Raw genomic sequence first — 19,761 nt, 5'->3', positions numbered from 1 at the left:
TGTGACACCCCGTACGCGTGGACGCGCGTACGGGGTGTCACAGGCGGAACCCGGCCGGTGGTGTCCGGAAGTCAGGCGCCCGTCCGGGCGGCGAGCATCGCGTCGAGCGGTATCCGGTCGGCGGGGCGGGTCAGCCGGGCGCGGGCGGCGGCGGGCGGCAGCCAGGCGACCCGGTCCACCTCGTCGTTGGGTACGAAGGCTCCGCCGGTGGCGGGGGCCTCCCAGTAGAGGACCTCCTTGGGGTGCCCGTTCGCCTCGTACCGCAGCGTCGGCAGGGCGGTGCCGGGCTCGCAGTGGTGGCCGGTCTCCTCCAGCACCTCGCGCACCGCGGCGTCCCGTGCGCTCTCGCCGCGCTTCAGCTTCCCCTTGGGGTGCGACCAGTCGTCGTACCGCGGCCGGTGGACGAGGCAGACCTCCAGGGCGCCGTCGTACGGAGAGCGGCGCCAGAGCACACAGCCGGCGGCGAGCACCGGGACCGGCGCGCTCATGGGGCAGCCACGGCCGCCGCGTACGGCCAGGTCTCGCGGAACACGCAGCGGGCGGCGTCGACCTCGTGGCGCTGGTCGGCGTGGAGCACGCCGAGGGCGTACGCGGTCGCCGGGGCGATGCGCGGGGTGCGGGCCGCCGCCGAGGCGGCCGAGGCGGCCTCGGATGCCTCACGGTGCAGGTCGAGGGCGCGTTCCGGACCGGCGAGGACCGGGTCGGGTGAGCCTTCCACGACTTCGTGGGCGTACCGGTGCAGGCGGAGCAGCAGCCGGATCTGCTGCCAGTGCGCGTCGTGCGCCTCGTTGTAGACGTCCGCCGTGTCGCCGGGGGGCAGGGCGGCGACGGCGCCGAGCAGCCGTTGGCGGGCGTGGCCGGCGGGTCCGAGGAGGGTTTCGGCGGCGGGGGCGCCGGCTCCGGTGGTCAGCGGCACCTCCGAGGCGAGCAGCGCGACGGAGTCGGCGACCGCGTGGAAGCGGGAGGAGCCGAGCGCCTGGAGGGCCGCGGAGTGGGCGCGGGTGCGGGCCAGGGTGAGCTGGCGTTCCAGCAGGGCTCCGGCGCGGGCGGCGCCGACGTCGAGCGTTGCCCGGTCCGTACCGGTGCCGGAGCCACCGGTGGCGCCGCCGGCCTTGCCGTCGCGGGCGGCCGGGAGGTGGGCGCCGGACAGGCGGTGGAGCGCTTCGAGGAGCCGCAGCAGCCGGGTGGAGCAGTCGTGCTCGCGGGCGAGGGTGCCGGAGAGCCAGGCCAGCTCGGCGCGGAGCTGGTCGGCCCAGCCGGGGTCGAGCAGCCCCTTGAAGGTGTGCAGGGTCCCGCTGATGCGGCGGGCCGAGCGGCGCAGCGCGGTGGCGGCCTCCTCGGCGCCCCGGCCGGCGGAGTCCGTGGGGGCGCTCTGCTCGCGGTGCAGGCGCAGACTCCGAAGGAAGTCGGCCGCCTGGGCGCGGAGGTAGGGCGCCAGTACCGCCTCGGTGGTCAGTGCCGTGGCGGTACCGGGCGTCTGCTGGTCAGGGCGTCGCACGCCTGCGCCTCCGTGCGTCGATGAGCATTTCCTGTACGTGCCGCAGGGGCTGGCCGTCCGCGTCCGTGGAGTGGCGGGTCCATTCGCCGTCGGGACCCAGGTGCCAGGACGAGGTGGTGTCGGCCATGCCGGTCTCCAGGAGCCGGCTGAGTGCGGCGCGGTGAGCGGGGTCGGTGACCCGGACCAGTGCTTCGATCCGGCGGTCGAGGTTGCGGTGCATCATGTCGGCGCTGCCGAACCAGACCTCGGGTTCGCCTCCGTTGCCGAAGGAGAAGAGCCGGGAGTGTTCGAGGAAGCGGCCGAGTATCGAGCGGACCCGGACGTTCTCCGAGAGGCCGGCGACGCCGGGGCGGATCGCGCAGATTCCGCGTACCCAGATGTCGACGGGGACGCCCGCCTGCGAGGCCCGGTAGCAGGCGTCGATGATCGCCTCGTCCACCATGGAGTTGACCTTGAAGCGGACGTAGGAGGGGCGCCCGGCGCGGTGGTGGGCGATCTCCTTGTTGATGCGGGCGACGAGCCCGTCGCGGAGCGACTTGGGGGCGACCAGCAGCCGGCGGTAGGTCTCGCGGCGGGAGTAGCCGGAGAGCCGGTTGAAGAGGTCGGAGAGGTCCGCGCCGACCTGGGGGTCGGCGGTGAGCAGGCCGATGTCCTCGTAGAGCCGGGCCGTCTTGGGGTGGTAGTTGCCGGTCCCGACGTGGGAGTAGCGGCGCAGGGTGTCGCCCTCCTGACGGACGACGAGCGACAGCTTGCAGTGGGTCTTCAGCCCGACGAGGCCGTAGACGACGTGGCAGCCGGCCTCTTCGAGCTTGCGGGCCCACTTGATGTTGGCCTGTTCGTCGAAGCGGGCCTTGATCTCGACGAGGACGAGGACCTGCTTGCCGGACTCGGCGGCGTCGATCAGGGCGTCCACTATCGGGGAGTCGCCGGAGGTGCGGTAGAGCGTCTGCTTGATGGCCAGCACGTCCGGGTCGCTCGCCGCCTGCTCCAGGAAGGCCTGGACGGAGGTGGAGAAGGAGTCGTACGGGTGGTGGAGCAGCACGTCGCGTTCGCGGAGCGCGGCGAAGACGTCCGGCGCGGACGAGGACTCGACCTCGGCGAGGTCGCGGTGGGTGCCGGCGATGAACTTGGGGTACTTCAGCTCCTGGCGGTCCAGCGACGCTATGCCGAAGAGTCCGGTGAGGTCGAGCGGGCCGGGGAGCGGGTAGACCTCGGCGTCGGTGACCTTCAGCTCGCGGACCAGCAGGTCGAGGACGTAAGGGTCGATGGACTCCTCGACCTCCAGGCGGACCGGCGGGCCGAAGCGGCGCCGCATGAGCTCCTTCTCCAGGGCCTGGAGGAGGTTCTCGGCGTCGTCCTCCTCGACCTCCAGGTCCTCGTTCCGGGTGACCCGGAACATGTGGTGGGCGAGCACCTCCATGCCGGGGAAGAGCTCTTCGAGGTGGGCGGCGATGATGTCCTCGATGGGGACGTACCGCTGCGGGGACGCCTCCAGGAAGCGGGTGAGCAGCGGCGGCACCTTGACCCGGGCGAAGTGGCGGTGGCCGCTGACCGGGTTGCGTACGACGACGGCGAGGTTGAGCGAGAGGCCGGAGATGTACGGGAAGGGGTGCGCCGGGTCCACCGCGAGCGGGGTGAGGACGGGGAAGACGCGCTGGCGGAAGAAGGTGAAGAGGCGGGCCTGTTCCTTCTCCGTCAGGTCGGGCCAGCGGATCAGCTGGATGCCTTCGTCGGAGAGGGCCGGGGCGATGTCCTGCTGGTAGCAGGCGGCGTGCCGGGCCATGAGCTCGCGGGAGCGGGTCCAGATCTGTTCGAGGACCTCGCGGGGCTGGAGCCCGGACGCGGAGCGGGTGGCGACGCCCGTCGCGATGCGGCGCTTGAGTCCGGCGACCCGGACCATGAAGAACTCGTCCAGGTTCGACGCGAAGATGGCGAGGAAGTTAGCCCGTTCGAGGAGCGGGGTCGTCGGGTCCTCCGCCAGTTCGAGGACGCGTTCGTTGAATGCGAGCCAGCTGCGTTCCCGGTCGAGGAAGCGGTCCGGGGGCAGGCTGCCGCCGTCGCGGCGCGGCTCGTAGGAGTCGGCGTCGGCGTCGAGATCGGGGTCCAGGCCGGCGGTGGTGGTGAACCCCGACGAGCCCAGCGAAGCTTTGGCCACTGCCGGCGGGCGATGAGCGGCGAGCGACCCGACCGACGGCTGTGCCGGAGGGGTCGACGAGGCGGGCTGGACCGGGACGTCGGCGCTGGGCTGCTGGCTCATGGACCCATTCTTCCCGCTGAATGGCCCAGTGGGCGCGTCGGAGCGGGGAAAGATCGCGGAAGGTCCGGGAGGGCTCTGGGGCTTTCCGTTGCGGGGGGCGGGTACAGCTGGCTGCATTCCGTGAGCGTCGCAAGCGAGTCTGAATGGACGGTAACGGTGACATGACATGCAGGAAGCGGTGTGGACGCGGGGTGGTGGCCCGAGGGGGCGCTCACCTGCCCGTACGCGCCCCCTGCGGGGTCCGATGAGCTGTATCGACCGCGTTGTCCGGGTGCGGGGGGCAGGTGCGGGTGCGGGGCCGGGGCGGAAGGTGTACGACCGCGCCGTGCGGGCTCCCCCCTCGTGGAGTCCGCACGGCGCGGTGGTGTGCGGGGCGAACCCCGGATCAGGCGTGCAGGCGGCGCAGCAGCCGGTAGGAGGCGTAGACGGCCAGGGCCGCGGCCGCGAGCAGGATGCCGGTCTCGACGAGCTGGAGCGGCCAGTGGTGGGACTCGGGGTGGTAGTCCACGTAGCGGCCGGTGATGCCGAGCGCGTTCTCGCACGCGTCTCCGGCCTCGGTGGTGTCGGCACAGGTCATGTAGGGCAGGCGCTCGCCGGTGCTGGTGAGGTAGCCGGAGTCGACGATCCACCAGTCCGGGCGGAAGTCGCCGATGCGGGACGAGTGGTAGGTGGCCGTCACGGCCGGCCACAGGTGGACCCGCACCTGGTCGAACCCGTAGACCGCGAGGCCCTGGACCACCAGGGCCACGGCCATGGACCGCAGGGTGCTCCGGAGCAGCAGGCCGGCGAGGGTGCCGACGGCCAGGGCGAAGAGCGCGTACGCGAGGGGGAGCACCCCGCTCGCGGAGCGCAGCCCGTCCATGAACCACTCGTCGGTGTACTCCTCGGCCCGTCCCGAGGCCCAGGCGCGGGCGGCCGTCAGTACGAGGGTCGCTGCCACGACCGCCGTCGCGGGGACGGCCAGTTTCGCGGTGAGCCAGCGGGCCGGCGATACGGACTGGGTCCAGGCGAGACGGTGGGTTCCGTTCTCCAGCTCGCGTCCGATCGCGGGGCCCGCCATGAACGCGCCGTACACGGCGGGCAGGAGGATCGCCAGCAGTCCGGCCTCGCTCCGGGCCCTGCTGAGGCGCATCTGGCTGTCGAAGTACTCGCGGACGGACTGCGCGCAGGCGTGGGTCGGGGAGTCGTCGCCCACCAGGCAGCCGGTGCGGGCGAAGACGTCGGCGTCGTGGCCGACCCACAGCGCGACGGCCACCAGCCCGGCGACGGTGAGCAGGGTGACGAGGATCAGCAGCTGGAACGCGCGCCGGTGCTGGCGGACGACGAGCCGGGCGGGGCCGCGCAGACCGGCGGTGGTGCGGGTCGCGCAGGTGGCCGGGCGGGGCGGGGCGAGGGTGGTCATGACGCGGTCACCGTCCGGGCGTCTTCGTGGTCCGCGCCGTCGCGGCCGGAGCCGCCGACGGTCAGCGGCGGGGCGTCGGGGGACCGGAGGTGGGCGAGCAGCAGGTCCTCCAGGGAGGGCGCGGTGACCAGCCAGGCGTCCCGGTCCACCGGGCCTTCGGGGCGTACCAGCGCGGTGAGCTGGCGGCCCGTGGTGCGGGTCTCGACGACGGTGTGCGGGGCGAGGTCGGCGGCCTGTCCGGTGAGGACGGCGTGCGCGGCGAGGATCTCCTCGGTGTCCCCGGCGAGCCGGACCCGGCCGCCGTCGACGAGGAGAAGGTGGTCGCAGGCGCCCTCCAGCTCGCTGAGGATGTGCGAGGACATGACGATGGTGGTGCCGTGGTCGGCGGCCTCCGCCATCAGCAGGCCCATCAGCCGGTGGCGTACGAGCGGGTCGAGGTCGGCCATCGGCTCGTCCAGCAGCAGCAGTTCGGGCCGCTTGCCGAGGGCGAGCGCGAGGGCGAGCCGGGTGCGCGAGCCGCCGGAGAGGGTACGGACCCGGGCCCGGCGCGGCAGGTCCCCGGCGAACCGCTCGGCGGTCTCCGTGTCCCAGCTTCCGGGGTTGAGGTCGGCGCCCGTCAGAAGCGTCTCGGCCACGGTCAACTGCCCGTAGAGCGGCTTCTCCTGGGCCACGAACCCGATGCGGGCGCGCGCCTCGGCGGGTGAGGTGCCGAGCACCCGCAGGCTGCCCTCGGTGGGGCGGAGCACCCCGGCGGCGAGGGCGAGCAGGGTGGACTTGCCGGCTCCGTTGGGGCCGACGAGGGCGGCTATCCGCCCGGCGGGCAGCCGGAAGGAGCAGTGGCGCAGGGCCCACGTGTCCTTCCCGCGCCGGTACGTCGTGCCGAGGCCGTCGGCCTCGATCGCGGCGACTGTCATGCTTTCGTTTCCCCCTCGAATGCGCTGTCCAGAAGAGTGCCGAAGAGTGCGGTCATGTCGTCCCGTTCCAGACCCGCCGCGCGCGCACGGCCCACCCAGTCGGCGAGTTCACCGCGGAGCGGCGAGCCGGGGTCCTCGTGGGCCGCTCCGCCGAGGGTGCGCCGGATGAAGGTGCCGAGGCCGCGACGGCCTTCGGTCAGCCCCTCGCGCTCCAGCTCGCGGTAGGCCTTGAGCACCGTGTTCGGGTTGATGGCGGTGGCCTCGACGACCTCGCGCGCGGTGGGCAGCCGGTCGCCGGGCCGCAGAACTCCCAGGCGCAGGGCCTGTTTCGTCTGCTGGACGATCTGCAGGTAGGTGGCGACGCCGCTGCGCCGGTCGATGCGGAATTCGACCGCTGCGGACTCTGCCATGCGGTCAACACCCTTTCACTAGTTGAGTAGTGAAAGGGTGGAGCAAGAAAGGGGCGGCGTCAAGTGACGCCGCCCCCAGGGATGTTCAGGTGCGAGGTGATGAAGGTACGTGCGGAGCACCGGACATGAGGGGCGCTCGGGTAAAACGCGGAGGTCAGGACTCCGTGCGGTACATCAGGTCCACCTCGTGCGTGGTGAAGCCCATCCGCTCGTACACCGTCACGGCCGCCACGTTGTCCGCGTCCACGTAGAGCATCGCCGCGGGCAGGCCCTCGGCGGCCAGGTGGCGCAGGCCGATGGCGGTGAGCGCCTTGCCGAGCCCGCCGCCCTGCGCGTCGGGCCGGATGCCGACCACGTACACCTCGCCGAGGTGCTCCTCGGCGTGCACCTTCGTCCAGTGGAAGCCGACGAGTTCGCCGTCCCGCTCGGCCAGGAAGAAGCCCTTCGGGTCGAACCAGGGCTCGGCCTTGCGGTCGTCCAGGTCCCGCTGGGTGAGCGCGCCCTGCTCCGGGTGGTGGGCGAACGCGGCGCTGTTCACGGCGAGCCAGGCGGAGTCGTCCTGGCCGGGGACGAAGGTGCGTACGGTGACGCCCTCCGGCAGCACCGGTTCCGGGATGTCGAGCGGGGCCAGCGGGCGGCGGAGCTGGCGCAGCTCGCGGAAGAGGCTGAGCCCGAGCACCTGCGAGAGGTGGCGGGCGGCCGGGCCGCCGCCGTGCGCCCACACCCGCAGCCGCTTGCCGCTGGCCGCGAGCAGGGCGGCGCCCAGCGCCCGCCCGTGGCCGTGGCCGCGCTGCTCGGGGAGGACGACGAGCTCGGCCGCCGGGGCTTCCACGGGGTCGGTGTCCTCCAGCTGCGCGTACCCGGCCAGCACGCCTCCGCTGGTCAGCAGCAGGTGGCGTACGCCGGTGCGGTGGCCGCCCCGGAGGTAGAGCCGTCCCTGTTCGGAGACCGCCTGCCGGCCGTCCGCCCGGGCGGCCTCGGCGAGCAGGTCGAGTACGGCGTCGGCCTGGACGGGTGCGAGCACGTCCAGCGTCTGGATCTCGCGGCCGGGCGCGGGGAGGGGTACGTCAGTCGTCATACGGACGAGCGTACGGCGGGCGGCCCGCCGGGCGGCGGTACGGCCGGGTCGCGGCGGTACGGGCGCGCGGTGGGCCCTGGGCGGGAGGCGGCGGCCCGTTCCCGGCACATCCCGGCGCCGGGGATGGGCGATGTGGCCCGTCTGTCGGGGTTCTGACGGGAAAGCAACCAGCTCGTAACTCCGAAAGCCTGTCGCGCTACGCGCGTTGACCTTAGGCTGCGGCACGAAAGACACAGACATGTCAACACCACGTACCTCACGCTGAACACTCACAAGGGGACCGATGTCAGCGACTCCGAAGAAGAACCGCGCCACCCGGCGCCTGCTCGCCCTGGCGGCCGGGGTGGCCACGGTGAGCGCGCTCGCCGTGCTGCCGGCCGGCGCCCACGGCCGCGGTGACAGCCACGGCCACGGCTCCGGCCACGGCCGGCCGCAGCCCAGCACGGTCGACGTGCAGCTGCTCTCCTTCAACGACCTGCACGGGAACCTGGAGCCGCCGAGCGGCTCGTCCGGCACGGTCTCCGAGGTCCAGGCCGACGGCACCACGAAGTCGGTGAGCGCCGGTGGCGTCGAGTACCTCGCCTCCTCGCTGCGCACCGCGCGCCAGGGGCACCCGTACTCCGTCACCGCGGCGGGCGGCGACATGGTGGGCGCGAGCCCGCTGCTCTCCGGGCTCTTCCACGACGAGCCCACGATCGAGGCGCTCAACAACCTGGACCTGGACGTCACGGCGGTCGGCAACCACGAGTTCGACGAGGGCATCGACGAGCTGACCCGCCTCCAGAACGGCGGCTGCCACCCGACCGACGGCTGCTACGAGAAGGGCAAGAAGTTCCAGGGCGCGGACTTCCCCTACCTCGCGGCCAACGTCACCAGTGAGAAGACCGGCAAGCCGGTGCTCAAGCCGTACTTCGTGTGGAAGAAGAACGGCGTCAAGATCGGCTTCATCGGGGTGACCCTGGAGGGCACGCCGAACATCGTCACGGCCAACGGAGTCAAGGGACTCCAGTTCCACGACGAGATCGAGACGGTCAACAAGTACGCCAAGGAGCTGGACCGCCAGGGCGTCAAGTCGATCGTGGCGCTGATCCACGAGGGCGGGGCCCCGGCCTCCGGCGCGTACAACTACGACTGCGACAGCGGGGGCGACGGCGCGGGCATCTCCGGCCCGATCGTGGACATCGCCAAGGGCATCTCCCCGAAGGTCGACGCCCTGGTCACCGGCCACACCCACAACGCGTACGTCTGCACCGTCCCCGACCCGGCGGGCAAGCCGCGCATGGTCACCTCGGCCGCGTCCTTCGGCAAGCTCTACACGGACACGACCCTCACCTACGACCGCCGTACCAACGACATCGTGCGTACGTCGGTGAAGTCGGCGAACCACGTCGTCAGCCGTGACCAGGCCAAGGCCTCGGACATGACCGCGCTCATCGCCCGCTGGAACGCGCTGGCCGCCCCGATCGCGAGCCGTCCGCAGGGTTACATCTCCGCCGACGTCAACGGACGCGGCTCCACGGCCCTGGAGAAGCCGCTCGGCAACCTGATCGCCGACGCGCAGCTCGAAGGCCTGGCCCCCGCCGCCCAGGGAGGCGCGCAGGTCGCCTTCATGAACCCGGGCGGCATCCGCGCCGACCTCGTCTACGCCAACTCCGGCGGCGAGGGCGACGGAGTGGTGACGTACGGCGAGTCCTTCACCGTGCAGCCGTTCACCAACATGATGAACGTGGTCGACCTGTCCGGCGCCAACCTGATCGCCGCGCTCCAGCAGCAGGTCAGCGGCCTCAATGAGGCCAGCCCGAAGATCCTCCAGGTCTCGAAGGGCCTCACCTACACCCTCGACCTGACGAAGACCGGCGCCGCCCGCGTCTCCGCGGACAGCATCAAGCTGAACGGTGAGGCGATCGACCCGGCGAAGACCTACCGCGTCGCGATGAACGAGTTCCTCGCGGGCGGCGGCGACGGCTTCCCGGCCCTCGCCCTCGGCGCCAACAAGCTGGTCGGCCCCTCCGACCTGGACCTGTTCAACGCCTATCTGGCGGCCCACTCCTCGGCCACCGCCCCGCTGGCCCCGCCGGCCACGGACCGCATCACGATCGTGCAGTAGTCCTCGCGGACGGTGAGGGGGCGGTGGGCCGAGAGGTGGCCCGCCGCCCCTTCGTCGTGCGGAACCGGTACCGGTCCCCCGGACCCGGCTCGTCGGTCCGGTCCGGTCGCCGTCAGGCCCACTTCGGCAGGTCGGAACCCCAGGCGGTCGGAGCCTGCTTCCAGTTCCCCGGGGCGCCCTCGTAGTGGATCGGGGGCAGGGCGTGGGAGAGCAGTCCGTAGGAGGACGGGGTCTCGGTGAGCCAGGGGGCGGGGTCGTAGCCGTGGCCTTCGGCGGGGACGGCGTCGATGCCGTGCAGCAGCCAGGACGCCGTGCCCGCCAGGGAGAAGCGGAGATGGCGTCCGCCGCCCTCGGTCCGGCGCTCGCCCAGCGCGCGCAGGACGGCGGCGGCGAGCAGGTAGCCGGTGGCGTGGTCCAGCGCCTGTGCGGGGAGCACGCCGGGCCGGCCGTCGTCCGCCGCCTCGATGGCGGCGATACCCGTACCGGCCTGGACCAGGCTGTCGAAGCCGCGCCGCTCCGCCCAGGGACCGGACCAGCCCCAGGCGCACAGCTGGGCGACGATCAGGCCGGGGCGCCGGGCGAGGAGCGCGTCGGGGCCGAGGCCGAGCCGGTCCAGCGAGCCGGGACGGTAGCCGGTGACCACGACGTCCGCCCCGGCGAGGAGCTCCTCGAAGGCCCGCGCGTCGGCGGGGGCCGCGAGGTCCAGCAGCGTGGAGCGCTTGCCCGGACCGGTGTCGGCGTGCGCGTCCGGGTCCTCCCGGAGCCAGGGGGCGTCCACCCGCAGCACGTCGGCGCCGAGCAGGGCCAGGGTGCGGGTGGCGACGGGGCCGGAGATGGTGCGGGTGAGGTCCAGCACCCGTACCCCCTCGGCCGGGAGGGACGCGGGCGCCAGGGGCCGGGGGCCGGCCTCGCCGATGCGCGCCGACTCGGTCAACGGCAGCCCGGCCGGGGCGGGTTCGGAGGCCACGGCCACGGCGAGGCCGCCCGCCGCGTAGACGGTCTCCTGGATCTCCACCGCCGTGCGCGAGGCCAGTTCCTTCGCGACCGGCTCCACGAGGTTCTCGTCGTTCCCGCTGTCCGGGAGACCGAGTGCGTGGAGCAGACGGGTGCGGTGGTGCGGGTAGTTGGCGTGGGTGCGTATCCATCCGTCGGCCGTCGGCCAGAACCGGGACAACGGGGCGAAGGAGGTGGGCGTCTCGCCGTCGACCGTGAGGTGGCGTTCGCTGATGAACGCGGTGGCCACCGCGCCCTCGTCCACCCGTACCGCCGGGACCGGAACCCCGTTGCGGAGCGCGAGGAGTTCCGCCGCCGCGAGCGAGGCGGCTCCCACACTGGCGCGGGCGAGCTCCCGTACCGGCAGCCGGGACGGCAGGACGGCACCGGCCCCGACGTAGGACACCCCTTCCAGCAGATCGCTCCGGCCTCCCAGGGCGGTCCAGGCGTATGTGGTCGCGGCGTCCTCGGTGTGCGTCATCGGATCATTGTGTGAGAGGCGGCAGGCGATTCCAAGGGGCGGAAAGCGATCACCGGTCGAGGCCGCTGGGCGGGGGTGTCGGCTCACGCCCGACGCGACGCCGCAGGAACCGCAGGTCACACGGTTCGCGTCCTTGATGCACATGGAACACGAGGAGCAACCGGCGGACACCCGCGAGCCGGACACCCGCGAACCCGCCGAGCCGCGGGGCACGGGGGGCCTCGGCTGTCTGCTCGCCGGCCTCGGCGCCGCGGTCGCGCCGCTCGCGTGGGCGCCGAAGGCGGCCATCAGCGTCGACGGCGGGCTGGAGGGCCATGCGCGCGACATGAGCGTGCTCTACGTCGACCTCCCGCTCATCGTGCTCGGCGGTGCGCTCGTGCCCGCTCTGGCCTGGGCGCTGACCCGGCGGTGTACGCACCGGCCCTGGGCCCCCGTCCTCGTCGCGGTGACCGCCCTCGGGCTCGGGATCGGAGGGCTCCTGGAGTGGTGGACGCCCGAGCATCCGGCGAACCCGGGTGACGGGCCGGGGATGTGACGCCCCGGGCCGGTGCCCGCGCCGTCCTGGGCGGGAGTACGGTGCCGAGCACGGCTGCGGTCGGCGGCGGAGGGGGCTGCGGTGCGGGCAGGTACGTCAGGTATGGCAGGTGCACGCGCGTGGAGTGTGCGGCGCAAGGTGACGGTCTACGTGGTCGCCCAGATGGTGGCGGTGGGTGGGTTGCTCGCCGTGTGCCTGGGAGCGGATCTGGATGTTCCCGTGCCGTTCGTGGTCGCGGGGTGCGTCGGCCCCGCCGTGGGCGGCCTGGTGGGGTTGCTCAACGCCACGAAGGGGCGCTCCGGAAGCGGCGGCCCGGGCGACTGAACGCGGGCAGTGGCACGGGCCCGTCCGCCGGTCCTCGTTACGCCTTCGAGCGCCCGGGAATCACGCCGGCGCGGCCGGTTCCGGTACGCGCGCCCGCTCGGACCGCCCGAGGGTGAACCACACCGCCTTGTGGCCGGGCAACCGGTCGTCCAGCGACGTGGTGCCCCAGGCCAGGGCCAGGCTCTCCACGATCAACAGGCCGCGTCCGCCGGGTTGGTCGAGTCCGGGGTGCCGGGCGGCGAGGGCCTGGACGGTGAGTGGGTCGTAGTCCGCGACGGAGATGGTGACCCGCTTCCGGTTCACCGCCACATGCACTCGAACCAGTGACGAACTGGTGTGCCGGTACGCGTTGGTGACCAACTCCGTGACGCAGAGCCTCGCGTCGTCCACGAGTTCGCCGCGCTGCTCCCGCCCCAGCAGCGACGCGACGAACTCCCTCGCGATACGTGCTGCCGAGGCGGTGTTCGGCAGTGTGAGCCGGTAACGCTCTCCGCCGAGCGGGTCGGGCGGTGCGGGGATCGGGGTGGCGGTGGTCATGTGCGTACTCCCGTCGCGGATCGGTGGACTGCGTCTACGCGGCGCTGCTGAGCCGTGGCCTGGGCCGCCTGGGATTTCAACCCATTGTGATGCGGCTGCACTTCGGAAATGAACGCTTGGCGTGTCAGCGATCGAACCGTAGCGCATGTCTAACGCGTTGTACGGTGAAACGTAACTGTGTTGACGTGTTGGGTCCTGTCGCGTTGACGGTCCAGACTGGGATCCAACAGAAGGGGAACCGATGCCATCAAGGAAGGCGCCCACGTCCCGGCAGCGACGGCTGGGTACGGAGCTGCGGCGCATTCGGGAGCGCACCGGGATGTCGCTCACCGCAGCGGCGGAACTGCTGGGTACGGATCGAACCACCATCAGCAACGTCGAGTCCGGCCGTTTCGGGGTGAGTGCCGAGCGTGTGCGGACCTGGGTCGGCACCTACCGCTGCCCGGATCCTGCGTACATCGAGGCGCTGGCAGGCATGGCGGCCGAGCGCACACACGGATGGTGGGAGGACTACCGGAGCAACATGGCGGCTGCGGCCCTTGACCTTGCCGAGCTTGAGCACCATGCGGTGGCTATCCGGTCGGTCCAGATCATGTATATGCCCGGTCTGCTGCAGACCGAGGACTATGCGCGCGCGGTGTTTGCGGAGACAGTGCCGGCGCCGAGCCCGGCGCGACAGCGGCGGCAGGTGTCGTTCCGACTTCGGCGTCGGGATGTCCTCGACCGGGACGACCCGCCCATGTGTACGTTTCTCGTTCACGAGGCTGCTCTGCGGATGACTTACGGCGGCTCGTCCGTGGCACGCGGGCAGATCGACTACCTGCTGAAGGCGTCGGATCGCGACAACGTCATCGTCCGCGCCATCCCCTTCGCGGCGGGCGGCTTTCCGCATGCCAGCAGTTCGGCATACTACGTTCACGGGTCAGTCCGGCAGCTCGATACGGTCCAGACGGACACGGTGATGGGATCGGGCTTTGACGACGCTGAGGCGAACCTCGAGAACTGGCGAGTTGCACTCGATCGGACCGAGGAGAAGGCGCTCGATCCGGAGAGTTCGAGGGACTTCATTCGCAAGATCGCAGATCAAGTGTGAAGGCGTGAGTGTGATGGAAATTCGATGGCGCAAATCCTCCAAATCCTCGAACGCGGAGGGTGCCGATTGCCTTGAACTCGCCCGGGTGCAGGGCGAGATCTGGCTGCGAGAGAGTGACAGTCCGGAAGTCGTGGTCCGGACGACGCCCGCCAAGCTTCGCGCGTTCCTCGGGGGCGTGAAGGATGGAGAGTTCGACGACTTGACCTGAGTATCCGCAGATCAGGGGCGGTTTCTACCCAAGTAGGTGGAAGCCGCCCTTTTCGTTGCCGCCACGTCCGGGGGTGAGTCAACCTCACCCTTTAGACGTCATTTGCTTGAAGTGCAGACACTCCGCGCGCTAGCTTCTCGGAGTGCGGCCATCGGCTGCTCTTCTCCTCGACGTGAACCGTCAGTTGAGGGGAAGGTGTCAGGCTGCCCTTGCCGCGCTCAGCGGGCCGGGTGAGGTGTGAGCCGACCTCTTTTGCGCGCGACTGGAGGCCACCCCGTGCACGACTCGCTCCCGCCGTCCGTGATCCCACCGCATCTCTTCCGCTGCGAACGGGTCACCTACAGCACGGTCGAAGCCGACCAGATCGTGGACGCGGCGCACTACACCACCGACACTCCTCTGGAAGCGATCCGTTGGGTCCAGAGGCAGGTGCGTGACTTCGTCGCGCAACTCCCGCCCGGTGAAGCGGTGCAGGCCCGGCGCTGGGACGAGGGTGGCGGCTGCATCGGGTCGCTTGCCGCGCTCCACCGGGGCGAGGCGTGCGGGTTCACCCTCCGGCACGGTGACTTCTGGAGCGAGTGGAACTTACGCCCCCGGGGCGAGGGGGATGTGTTCGCCGAGCGGGCCGAGGGTCGCGGATCGCGTTGTGAGGGCGCGGAGTTGTTCCTCCGGATGCCCGACGACTTCGGCCTGCCCGACCAGCTTTGATTCTCCGAGCTGCGAATCTCCGGGCCGTGGTTCACCGCCCAGGGGTGAGTCGGGGGCGAGTCAGGGGCGCGTCAACGTAACGGCCCGACCCGTCAGGGGTGCATGAAAGGCCGCACGTCAGGGGCGTCAGGCGTCCCTAACGTCGACCCGTGGAGAACCGGAAGCGAACCGGTGGCACGGAGCCGACGTGGCCACGGCGTGGCTCTCCACGGGGCGGGGTGGTGCGCGAGACCCAGGACGCGTGGTGCCGCGCGGTCGCCCGGCTCGTCCGTACGGTCCGGTCGGTGCCGGCGCGCGGCCGTCGCCTCCCCTCCCGGGACAGCGACGGCCGAACGTGCCGTCGCCCGCGACCAGACGAGAGTCAGGGACCCTGGTGCATTCGTACGAGACACCGTCCGAGAAGTCCGCTCGGACCCCATCGCCGCGCCCGCAGCTCCACCGCGCCGGGCCGGGTACCGTACTCACCGCCACGACCGCCACGACCGCCGCGTCGCTGCTCAACCTCCAGCGCCTGGCGGGCAATGCCGCGGTGACCCGGGCGCTGGCAGGGGAGCACGAGCACGGCGTCGGATGCCACCACGGCATCCCGGTGCAGCGGTCGTCGGTCCTCGACGTGCTGCGGACACCCGGCTCCCCCGTGGACCCGCGCATCCGCGCCAAGGCCGAACAGGGCCTGGGTACGGACCTCAGCGACGTACGGGTGCACAGCGGCCCCGAGGCGCCTCGCTCGGCGACCGAACTCGGGGCCCGCGCCTACACCTCCGGCCGGCACATCGTCGCCGGTGAGCAGGGCATGGACGAACACACCCTGCTGCACGAACTGACCCACACCTGGCAGCAGCAGTGCGGCCGGGTCGCGGGCACCGACAACGGCACCGGTCTGCGCGTCTCCTCGCCGGGCGACCGCCACGAGAACGAGGCGGAGTCGTACGCCCACCTCCTGGCGAAGGTGCCTGCGCGGCCGTCGGGCGCCGGTGAGCGCGTCGGCGGCGAGCGGGCGGTGCCCGCGCCCGTGCACGCCGGACCGTCGGTTCAGCGAGCACCCGCGCGCGACGAAGAAGGCGGGGGAACTCAAGCGGGCGAGAACGAGTCGACGAAACGCTTGCTCAAGCTGGCCGCCAACGTGATTCCCGAGTCCGTTCCGCTCATCGTGCAGGCGATCGGTAACGCGATGGGGGAGAAGGGCACCAAGGTCTATGCGAGCGGGGTCGCGCTGAACGGCGCCGTGGGGCTGGGCGAGATCATCCGGGGGTGCCACAGGCTCCGGCAAGGGATGGACCTGCCCAGCGCGTGTCGCATCCTGTTCGGCGCCATGAACCTGGCCGGAGCGGTCACGTACGGCGTCAGCCAAGTCCTCGAACCGGACAAGAAGACCATCGCCTCCGCGGTGGGCGCCGCGGTGCAGGGTCTGTCCTACATCGGAATCATCGTCACCGCCACGCACATCGTCGTGGAGGACGCCGTGAAACTGGAGCGGTTCAGGGCGGAGGAATCGGTCGGTATGTCTTCCGCCGTCTCCTTGCATTCGGGGCAGAACCAGCCGCGCCGGAGAAGAGGCTCATCTCCCGACGACCCCGTCACGCCCCCGCGCCCCTCCGTGGCTCCGCGCCTTCCCATGCCGGACTTCGGGGAGCCCGGTCTCGGCCTCACCTGACGCCCGTCCTCGCCCCGTCCCTCAGCCGATCTCCGGCGGCGGCGTAGGAGCACCCGGCAGCCGGATGACCGCCTCTGTGCCGTCGCCGTCGCCTGCCGGGCGCAGGGAGACCTCGCCGCCGGACTGCTGGACCGAGCGGGCGACGATCGACAACCCGAGTCCGGAGCCGGGTAGTTGGCGGGCGGAGGGGGAGCGCCAGAAGCGTTCGAAGACGTGCGGGAGGTCGTCGGCGGGGATGCCGGGACCGTGGTCGCGGACCTTCAACTCGCCTCGGTTCAAAGTCACTTCGATGGATCCCCGGGGCGGGCTGAACTTCACCGCGTTGTCGAGGATGTTGACGATCGCCCGCTGGAGGGCGGCCGGTTCGCCGCGTACGTACCAGGGGGCCAGCTCGGCGGTGATGGTCAGCTCGGGGCCGCGCAGCCGGGCGCGTTGCAGGGCGGTACGGGTGATGTCGTGCAGGCCCACGACCTCCAGCGGGCCGGGCTGGGCGGCGTCCGGGCGGGCCAGCTCCTGGAGGTCGCCGATGAGCGCGGCCAGCTCCGTCATCTGGGCGGTGACCGAGGCCATCAGGGCCTTGCGGTCGTCGGGCGGGATGGCCCGGCCGGTCTCCTCGCTGCGGGCCAGCAGCTCGATGTTGGTACGGAGCGAGGTCAGCGGGGTGCGCAGTTCGTGGCCCGCGTCGGCGATCAGCTGCGACTGGCGGTCGCGGGAGGTCGCGAGCGAGGCGGTCATCGAGTTGAAGGAACGCGACAGCCGGGCGATCTCGTCCTCGCCCTCCACCGGGATGCGGACGGTCAGGTCCTCGGTGCGGGCCACGTGCTCGACCGCCAGGGTCAGTTCGTCCACCGGGCGCAGCCCGGAGCGGGCGATCCACATGCCCGCCGCCCCGGCGGCGACGACGCCGATCCCGGAGACGACGAGGAGCAGCCAGGCGAGCGCGGAGAGCGGGTCGTCGATCTCGCTCATCGGGCGGCCGATGGTGACCGCGTAGTCGGTGGGGGGCCGGGTGATCAGGTGGTAGGTGTAGACCCGCATCCGTACGCCGTTCTCGGCGGTCTCGGTATGCAGGGTGTAGGGCTCCCGGCCTTCGGCCACCGCGATGTCGGCTTCGGTCACCGGGAGTTGGGCGTCCTCGTCGCCGGCGCAGACGGTGCCTCTCGAATTGATGACCTGGACGGAGACGCCGCCCACGAAGGGGGGCATCTGCTGCTGGTTACCGCTGTCGCAGGAGGCGAGCAGACCGGTCACGTCGTCCACCCGCGAGCTGCGCAGCGACTCGTCCATGCGCTCTTCCAGCTGCTGCTTGGTCACGAACCAGCAGGCCACCGCGACCGCCGCCACCGCGACGGCCACCGCGAGGGCGACGAGCAGGGCGAGGCGGGAGCGGAGCGGCAGGGTGCGGAGCCTGCGGACCAGGCGCCTCACCCCTCACCTCCGGCACGCAGGGCGTACCCCACGCCGCGCACGGTGTGCACGAGGCGGGGTTCGCCGCCGGCCTCGGTCTTGCGGCGCAGGTACATCACGTACACGTCCAGGGAGTTGGAACTGGGCTCGAAGTCGAAGCCCCAGACGGCCTTGAGGATCTGTTCGCGGGTGAGGACCTGGCGCGGGTGCGCGAGGAACATCTCCAGCAGGGTGAACTCGGTACGGGTCAGCTCGACGGGGCGGTTGCCCCGGGTGACCTCGCGGGTGGCGAGGTCCATGCGCAGGTCGGCGAAGGAGAGCACGTCGTCGTCGGAGATGTCCGCGCCCTGCTGCGCCGCCGCGTAGGAGCTGCGGCGCAGCAGGGCACGGATACGGGCGAAGAGCTCGTCCAGCTCGAAGGGCTTGACGAGGTAGTCGTCGGCGCCCGCGTCGAGACCGGTGACCCGGTCGCCCACGGTGTCGCGGGCGGTGAGCATGAGGATGGGGGTGGTGGTCCCGGTGGCCCGGATGCGGCGTGCGGCGGTGAGGCCGTCCATCCGGGGCATCTGGATGTCCAGCACGATGAGGTCGGGGTGGTACGCCTCGGCCTTGGTGAGGGCGTCGTAGCCGTCGACCGCGACCTCGGTGGCGTACCCCTCGAACGCGAGGCTGCGCTGGAGCGCCTCGCGTACGGCGGGTTCGTCGTCGACGATCAGGATGCGCTGCGGATCGTCTTCGGCGGGGCTCATCGCTCGGCGTCCTCTTCTCGGCTCGGCTGCGCGGAGCAGCTGTGGGTGGTCTCAGCCTCGCACGCCGGGCGGTGGGACCAGGGGTTCGGCGGTGATCAGGAGGCGTCGCCGGAACGCAGGTTCTCCAGGTCGGCCTTGACCGTGTCGACGGGGATGGCGAAGCCGAGGCCGACGCTGCCGGCGCTGGAGCCGCTGGTGCTGCTGGACGAGCTGGGGCTGTACATCGCGGAGTTGATGCCGATGATCTGGCCGTTCATGTTGATCAGCGCGCCGCCGGAGTTGCCCGGGTTGAGCGAGGCGTCGGTCTGGAGCGCCTTGTAGGTGGTGGTGGAGGAGCCGGTGTCGCCGTTGAACTGCTGGCCGCCGAACTCGAAGGGCCACTGCTCGCTGCCGCTGCCGCCCTGGCTCCCGCCGAAGCCGCCGAACCCGCCCGAGCCGCCGGAGCCTCCGGAGCTGTCCGAGCCGCTGGAGCTGGAGTCGCTCTCCTCCTTGGCGACGGTGACGTCCCGGTCCAGCGCGGAGATGATGCCGCTGGTGACGGTGCCGGTCAGGCCCTCGGGGGAGCCGATCGCCACGACCTGGTCGCCGACCGCGACGTTGGAGGAGTCGCCGAGGGTGGCGGTCTTCAGACCGCTCGCGTTCTCCAGCTTGATGAGGGCGAGGTCCTTGTCCGGGTCGGTGCCGACCACGTTCGCGGTGTAGCTCTTGCCGGTGGAGAGGGTCACCTTGATCTCGGAGGCGCCGGTGATCACGTGGTTGTTGGTGACGATCTCGCCGTCCGAGGTGACGACCACGCCGGAGCCGGTGGAGTCGCCCGCGGTGGAGGTGGCACCGATCTCGACGATCGCGGGGGAGACGGCGGCAGCGACCCCGGCGACGGTGCCCGCGCTGCCGGCCGAGACGGTGGTGCCGCTGACGACGCTGCTCGCGCTGGTGGAGCCGGAGCCGTTGTCCGCGAGGCCGCCGACCAGGGTGGCGGTGCCGCCGCCGATCGCCGCCGCCGCGATGGCGACCGCCGCGAGGAGCGCGTAGGGCCGCTTCACCTTCCGCGCGGGCTCCTGGGGGAGCGGTGCGGGAGCGGGGTAGCCCGCGTACTCGGGGAAGTCCGAGAACCCGCCGCCGCCCGCGCCGCCTGCCGCGCCGCCCGGCCACACGGTGGTCTGCGGGTCCACGGCGATCGGCTGGGCCGGCTCGTACGCCGGGGGCGGCGGGTACGCGCCGCCGGCGGCCGGCTCCGGTGCGGGGTGCGACTCGGTGCCGTACGAGTCGTTGCCGTACGTGGGATACGTCGGGTACTCGCCGCTCGGGCGGTGGCTCTCAGTCATGAGGAAAGCGTGTCCGCGGAACATGAGAGGAGCCTGAGCCCCCGCTGAGAAGCCGGGCAGAACCTCGTAGGGCCCGGATAA

The 19,761-nt window shown here is 71.8% G+C and carries 19 protein-coding genes; 7 read left to right on the top strand and 12 right to left on the bottom strand.

From position 1 onward, the window contains the following. Positions 1-71 precede the first annotated feature (71 nt). From OHA55_RS13610 to mshD, 7 genes are all read right to left on the bottom strand, one after another. Complete coding sequence (locus tag OHA55_RS13610) at positions 72-488, bottom strand: NUDIX hydrolase (protein ID WP_266706148.1); 417 nt, start codon at positions 486-488, stop codon at positions 72-74. Beyond that, positions 485-1,498, bottom strand: a complete 1,014-nt coding sequence (locus tag OHA55_RS13605; RefSeq protein WP_266706146.1) for a CHAD domain-containing protein — start codon at positions 1,496-1,498, stop codon at positions 485-487. Before OHA55_RS13605 ends, OHA55_RS13610 begins: the two co-directional genes overlap by 4 nt. Then, positions 1,485-3,755 (bottom strand): RNA degradosome polyphosphate kinase, encoded by a 2,271-nt coding sequence (locus tag OHA55_RS13600; protein WP_266706144.1) that lies wholly within the window; start codon positions 3,753-3,755, stop codon positions 1,485-1,487. The genes OHA55_RS13605 and OHA55_RS13600 overlap by 14 nt, the downstream gene beginning before the upstream one ends. Positions 3,756-4,140: 385 nt before the next feature. Continuing rightward, a complete protein-coding gene (locus tag OHA55_RS13595) occupies positions 4,141-5,157 on the bottom strand; it encodes an ABC transporter permease subunit (RefSeq protein ID WP_266706142.1) in 1,017 nt (338 codons plus the stop codon). Further along, positions 5,154-6,071, bottom strand: a complete 918-nt coding sequence (locus tag OHA55_RS13590; RefSeq protein WP_266706140.1) for an ABC transporter ATP-binding protein — start codon at positions 6,069-6,071, stop codon at positions 5,154-5,156. The genes OHA55_RS13595 and OHA55_RS13590 overlap by 4 nt, the downstream gene beginning before the upstream one ends. Next, on the bottom strand, positions 6,068-6,481 hold the full coding sequence (locus tag OHA55_RS13585; RefSeq protein ID WP_266706138.1) for a GntR family transcriptional regulator: 414 nt from the start codon (positions 6,479-6,481) through the stop codon (positions 6,068-6,070). The genes OHA55_RS13590 and OHA55_RS13585 overlap by 4 nt, the downstream gene beginning before the upstream one ends. Positions 6,482-6,635: 154 nt before the next feature. Further along, positions 6,636-7,559: a mycothiol synthase gene (gene mshD / locus OHA55_RS13580; RefSeq protein WP_266706136.1), complete on the bottom strand. Its 924-nt coding sequence runs from the start codon at positions 7,557-7,559 to the stop codon at positions 6,636-6,638. A 283-nt stretch (positions 7,560-7,842) separates the two neighbouring features. Between mshD and OHA55_RS13575 the strand changes: the two genes are divergently transcribed. Continuing rightward, positions 7,843-9,666, top strand: a complete 1,824-nt coding sequence (locus tag OHA55_RS13575; RefSeq protein ID WP_266706134.1) for a bifunctional UDP-sugar hydrolase/5'-nucleotidase — start codon at positions 7,843-7,845, stop codon at positions 9,664-9,666. A gap of 112 nt (positions 9,667-9,778) precedes the next feature. Here OHA55_RS13575 and OHA55_RS13570 read toward each other — a convergent pair whose 3' ends face one another. Then, complete coding sequence (locus tag OHA55_RS13570) at positions 9,779-11,140, bottom strand: CoA transferase (RefSeq protein ID WP_266706132.1); 1,362 nt, start codon at positions 11,138-11,140, stop codon at positions 9,779-9,781. A 136-nt stretch (positions 11,141-11,276) separates the two neighbouring features. On the opposite strand from OHA55_RS13570, the gene OHA55_RS13565 reads away from it, so the two are divergent. Together OHA55_RS13565 and OHA55_RS13560 are read left to right on the top strand one after the other, a co-directional pair. Beyond that, the gene (locus OHA55_RS13565; RefSeq protein WP_266706130.1) at positions 11,277-11,675 is read left to right on the top strand and encodes a hypothetical protein; all 399 of its coding nucleotides are present in this window, start codon (positions 11,277-11,279) and stop codon (positions 11,673-11,675) included. 102 nt (positions 11,676-11,777) lie between these two features. Next, positions 11,778-11,999 (top strand): hypothetical protein, encoded by a 222-nt coding sequence (locus OHA55_RS13560; RefSeq protein ID WP_266706128.1) that lies wholly within the window; start codon positions 11,778-11,780, stop codon positions 11,997-11,999. A gap of 60 nt (positions 12,000-12,059) precedes the next feature. Here OHA55_RS13560 and OHA55_RS13555 read toward each other — a convergent pair whose 3' ends face one another. Then, the gene (locus OHA55_RS13555; protein WP_266706126.1) at positions 12,060-12,536 is read right to left on the bottom strand and encodes an ATP-binding protein; all 477 of its coding nucleotides are present in this window, start codon (positions 12,534-12,536) and stop codon (positions 12,060-12,062) included. 241 nt (positions 12,537-12,777) lie between these two features. Between OHA55_RS13555 and OHA55_RS13550 the strand changes: the two genes are divergently transcribed. The 4 genes from OHA55_RS13550 (at position 12,778) to OHA55_RS13535 (ending at position 16,199) form a co-directional block, all read left to right on the top strand. After that, positions 12,778-13,629: a helix-turn-helix transcriptional regulator gene (locus tag OHA55_RS13550; protein WP_266706124.1), complete on the top strand. Its 852-nt coding sequence runs from the start codon at positions 12,778-12,780 to the stop codon at positions 13,627-13,629. 13 nt (positions 13,630-13,642) lie between these two features. Further along, complete coding sequence (locus OHA55_RS13545) at positions 13,643-13,837, top strand: DUF397 domain-containing protein (RefSeq protein WP_266710635.1); 195 nt, start codon at positions 13,643-13,645, stop codon at positions 13,835-13,837. Between the two features lie 276 nt (positions 13,838-14,113). Continuing rightward, positions 14,114-14,545, top strand: coding sequence for a hypothetical protein (locus tag OHA55_RS13540; protein WP_266706122.1), 432 nt, complete (start codon positions 14,114-14,116; stop codon positions 14,543-14,545). A gap of 373 nt (positions 14,546-14,918) precedes the next feature. Next, positions 14,919-16,199: a DUF4157 domain-containing protein gene (locus OHA55_RS13535; RefSeq protein WP_266706120.1), complete on the top strand. Its 1,281-nt coding sequence runs from the start codon at positions 14,919-14,921 to the stop codon at positions 16,197-16,199. 21 nt (positions 16,200-16,220) lie between these two features. On the opposite strand, the gene OHA55_RS13530 is transcribed toward OHA55_RS13535, so the two are convergent. The 3 genes from OHA55_RS13530 to OHA55_RS13520 form a co-directional block, all read right to left on the bottom strand. Continuing rightward, complete coding sequence (locus tag OHA55_RS13530; RefSeq protein WP_266706118.1) at positions 16,221-17,627, bottom strand: cell wall metabolism sensor histidine kinase WalK; 1,407 nt, start codon at positions 17,625-17,627, stop codon at positions 16,221-16,223. Next, entirely contained in the window at positions 17,624-18,355 is a 732-nt protein-coding gene (locus tag OHA55_RS13525) for a response regulator transcription factor (RefSeq protein WP_266706116.1), read from the bottom strand. Before OHA55_RS13525 ends, OHA55_RS13530 begins: the two co-directional genes overlap by 4 nt. A gap of 95 nt (positions 18,356-18,450) precedes the next feature. After that, entirely contained in the window at positions 18,451-19,680 is a 1,230-nt protein-coding gene (locus OHA55_RS13520) for a S1C family serine protease (RefSeq protein WP_266706114.1), read from the bottom strand. Positions 19,681-19,761 lie beyond the last annotated feature (81 nt).

The organism is Streptomyces sp. NBC_00102, from assembly GCF_026343115.1.
Lineage (GTDB): Bacteria > Actinomycetota > Actinomycetes > Streptomycetales > Streptomycetaceae > Streptomyces.
This window is presented reverse-complemented; position numbering and strand designations above follow the sequence as displayed.